Genomic DNA, 4,526 nt, shown 5'->3' with positions numbered 1-4,526 from the left:
CAAGCCGGCGACATGCTGGCCAGATGGGAAAAGCGATGGTCGAACAACGTCGAGCGGTATCGCGATCTGTCCTGCGTGCGCCTGATCCTGCCGTGGAGCACACCGTCGATGCGCTTCTGCACCTCTTACGGTGACCGAGCGAGAGTAAACGACCGCGCTGCACGCTGACACACGGGGACTTGAAGGTTCCGATGCTTGCGAGGAACTGAAAACGGTCAACAACCTTCATTCAACGCGATCGGACGGCGCGATTTGTTGACAGCTGTTACGCGGACAGCATGGCGCTGCGGCGCAGGTCCTGGTCACGTCCGCAGGTCTCAGGGCGGCACAAGCGTTCGGTCGGGGTCGCCATCCAATGCGGATCTCCAAGGTCTCGTCCGTCCACGCTCAATGGCTGGTCTTCGGCGAGCAGATCGCAGGTGGCATTGCCTCTACGCGGCCATTTTCGGACGTTCAAAAAGGGAAGCCCACGGCCTTCCTAATGCCTGTTCCTCGCAGCAACCGGTCACTCGTCTTCTTTCCTGCCTAGTCGTGTGTCGGTCCACTTCGACCTTAAGGTGGACATGAACGCTCATGTTGGCGTCGGGGCGAATGCGCCGCGAACGGATGGGCCGCTGTATTAGCCAATGTCTTGTCTTCGGACTGTCGCTGCCAACTCGTTTGATGATCGAGCCGTTCCGACTCACCAAGATAGAATGGCCGGTCCTATCGATTTCCACTCCCGCGTCAGCCGCCCTCTTTCGTTCATGGCAAAGCCCTTGCGCAAGATAGTATGTCGACGCTCTGACGATGGCTCGGTGTACGTCCTCGACCGGAGCGACCACGGCGCCGGCGGGGCGGATCTTGTCGGCTCCCACGTACGTCAGATCGGCTTAAACTAACATCAGACCTACCTCAATTTCTTCGTCAGATGGAAAAGCCAGTTCATGCTGCGGGCAATCAGACGGCAGCGCCTAGTGCGGCTTCGGCGCTCGATTTTCCGGTCGTCGGCATTGGTGCATCTGCAGGCGGCATTCAGGCCCTGATCCGATTCTTTGAACACATGCCACGGGATCCGGGCATGGCGTTCGTGGTCGTGCTGCACCTCTCGCCTTCGCACGAAAGCCAGGCCGACAATGTTCTGCGGCGCGTCACCCGGATGCCGGTCTCGCAGGTGACCGGGGCCACGCCCATCGAAAAAAACCATGTATATCTGATTTCCCCGGCGACCGCGCTGTCGATGACCGATGGCTATTTGTCCGCAACGCCAGCAGAGCGGAGGCACGGGGGGGCGGTCGCGATCGACCTCTTCTTCCGCAGCCTCGCCGAGGCACACGGCGAGCGTGCGATCAGCGTCATTCTGTCCGGGTCGGGCAGCGACGGCGCGATAGGCATTGGCCGCATCAAGGAGTGTGGCGGAGTCACGCTGGCCCAGTCGCCCGAAGATGCCGAGTGTGGAGAGATGCCGGCCAATGCGATGGCAACCGGCCAGGTCGACATCGTGCTGCCGGTTGCCGACATCCCGCAGAAGCTGATCGAATTGAATGAGAACGCCCGTTCGATCACTTTGCCATTAGTCGAGGGCGAGCCAGCAGAGGCGGTACTTGACGCGACGGAGGACGGTACGGCCTCGGCAGAACATGCGCTGCATCGCATTCTGAAGACGCTGCGCATTCGCACCGGCCATGACTTCCGGCACTACAAGCGCGCAACCGTACTGAGGCGAATCGAGCGTCGTTTGCAGGTCAACGGCCTGCCGGACCTGCTGGCCTATCAGCGCTTCGTCGAAACGCATCCGGAAGAAACAGGCGCGCTGCTTCGCGACATGCTCATTGGCGTGACGAACTTCTTTCGCGACCGTGAGGCGTTCGAGGCCGTCGAGCGCGAAGTCGTGCCTGCAATCATAGCGAGCAGGGTGGAGGCCGATCCCCTTCGCGTATGGGTGGCTGGATGTTCCACAGGTGAAGAGGCCTACTCGCTCGCCATGCTGTTTAGCGAGCGCAAGGCGGAGGGCGCGGAGTTACCGAGACTTCAGATATTTGCAACGGACCTCGACCAGCAGGCGATAGAAATCGCGCGCACGGGCAGCTATCCGGAGTCGATTCTGACAGACATCCCGCCCTCGCGCCTGCGGCGTTTCTTTACGCTCGAGCGCGGTCGCTATGTCATCAACAAGGCGCTGCGCGACAGCGTTCTGTTCGCGCCTCACAACGTGCTGCGCGATCCGCCGTTCTCGCATCTCGATCTCGTGTCGTGCCGCAACCTGCTGATCTATCTCGACCGGACCGTGCAGCGTCAGGTGCTCGAAACCTTCCATTTCGCGCTTCAGCGCGGTGGTTTGCTATTTTTGGGGACCTCGGAGTCGGTCGACATCGCGGACGATCTGTTCAGCACGGTCGACAAGAAAAATCGAATCTATCGGGCGAGGACTCTGCCCACGAGAGTTCCCGTGATCTCGTCGCCGGCTGTGACCGGCAACCACTCGGCCGCGCCGCGTGCGCTCGCACCGACACCCATGCACGACTCGGCCAGCCTGACTTTCGCGAGCCTTCATCAGCAGGCGATCGAACGCTACGCACCGCCGAGCGTGCTGGTGGACCGCAACGCGGAGATCCTGCACATGTCCGACGACGTCGGGCGATTCCTGCGATATGTCGGCGGCGAGCCCTCGCATAATCTGCTCACGCTCATCAACCCTGACTTGGGGCTCGAATTACGCACCGCGCTCTTTCAAGCGCTGCAGAACGGCAGGAGCGTCGACGCCGAGCGGGTGCGGTTCTCGCGCGGCGCCGCGCATTCCTACGTGAACATGACGGTTCGTCCGTTCAACGACGCGACGAACTCGACCGTGTTCTGCACGATTTTCTTCGATGAGGTCGATGAGACGACCCGGCCCGACGCGGCGGCGCAAGACAGTGCGGATCGGAATCCCGTCGTCGCCCATCTCGAGGGCGAATTGCATCGCACCAAGGAACTGCTGCAACTGAGCATCGAGCAATCCAACGCATCGAACGAGGAACTGAAGGCTTCGAACGAAGAACTTCAGGCGATCAACGAAGAGATGCGCTCGGCGACCGAAGAACTCGAAACAAGCAAGGAAGAGCTCCAGTCGGTCAACGAGGAACTTATCACCGTCAACGGCGCCCTTCAGCTCAAGGTCGAAGAAACGGCGAAGGCCAACGACGATTTGCAAAACCTCATTGCGTCGACGGGCATCGCCACGATTTTTGTCGACAGCGACATGCGCATCAAGCGATTTACGGCACCCGCTGTCAGGTTGTTCAACCTGATCGAAACGGATATCGGACGTTCCCTGTTCGACCTGACGCATCGCCTGATTTATCCGGAGCTGGCCGCCGACGCGAGCGCTACTTTCCAAAGTCTGCAGATCACGCAGCGCGAAGTCGGCACGACGAGCGGCGAATGGTATCTGGTTCGGCTGCTGCCTTACCGTACCGCCGAAGACCGCATCGACGGCATGGTGTTGACGTTGATCGACATCACGGAACGACGCGCGGCCCAGCACGACGTGCGCCTGGGAGAGGAACGGCTCAAGCTTGCCGCACTCGCCACCGACGACTACGCGATCATCGTGCAGGACCTGGACGGCAGGATCGTGAGCTGGAACAAGGGGGCGCAGCGCGTGTTTGGTTATGACGAACAGGAGGTACTGGGCAAGCCCGTCGATCTGATCTTCACGCCGGAGGATCGCGCGCAAGATGTCGCGCTCCGGGAACGCGAGACCGCAAAGGCGATCGGCCGGGCGGAAGATGAACGGTGGCATCAACGCAAGGATGGCCGGCGAATCTATTGCAGCGGGGTGATGACCACCATCGCCAGCGAGGGCTTCAAGGGACTGGCCAAGATCGCCCGCGACATGACCGACAAGAGGAGCGTGGAGAGTCAGCAGCAGTTGCAGCTCGAGGTGGAGCGTGCGACGCGCGCACAGGCCGAATCGGTCAATCGCCAGAAGGACGAGTTCTTCGCCGTACTGTCACACGAACTCAAGAATCCGCTGAACCTCATCCACGTAAAGGCTGAGCTGCTCAGTCGTGCGCCGGATGCTAGGAACATTCCCCTGGTTCAGAGTGCGGCCGAGGCCATTCAGCGCTCGGTGATCAGTCAGGCGAAGATCATCGACGATCTGCTCGACTTGTCTCGGGTGCGCACGGGAAAGCTCGCGCTGAAATTCGCCGACGTCGATCTTGCGGCCATCGTTCGCTCTGTAACGGAAGCCTGCGCCAGCGATGCAAGGAATAGCGGCATCGCCCTGAGTACGTCGCGGATCGACACCGCGCTTGTCATCCAGGCTGATTCCGTGCGCGTCGAACAGATGTTATGGAATCTTCTTCGCAACGCTCTGAAATTCACGCCTCGTGGGGGCAGTGTCAGGGTGGTGCTGACCGAAGATAATCGCTTCGCCTGCATCGAGGTGAAAGATTCGGGCAGAGGCATTGCGCCGGAGACAACGCGTCGCCCACGTCGTGAGCGAACTTGAACTGCCACTTGTCGTTGAACAGCACGATCTCGAGCCCCGTGAACGACAG

Annotated in this window: 1 protein-coding gene; it reads left to right on the top strand. The window is 60.7% G+C overall.

What is annotated here, in order from left to right; genetic code table 11:
- The first annotated feature begins 910 nt into the window (after positions 1-910).
- Positions 911-4,477 (top strand): CheR family methyltransferase, encoded by a 3,567-nt coding sequence (locus NCT32_RS35550; RefSeq protein WP_250491408.1) that lies wholly within the window; start codon positions 911-913, stop codon positions 4,475-4,477.
- Positions 4,478-4,526: the final 49 nt, after the last annotated feature.

This window comes from Caballeronia sp. INML2 (assembly GCF_023631365.1).
Lineage (GTDB): Bacteria > Pseudomonadota > Gammaproteobacteria > Burkholderiales > Burkholderiaceae > Caballeronia > Caballeronia turbans.
Note: the sequence above shows the minus strand (reverse complement) of the source record. Positions and strands in the feature narration are given on the sequence as shown.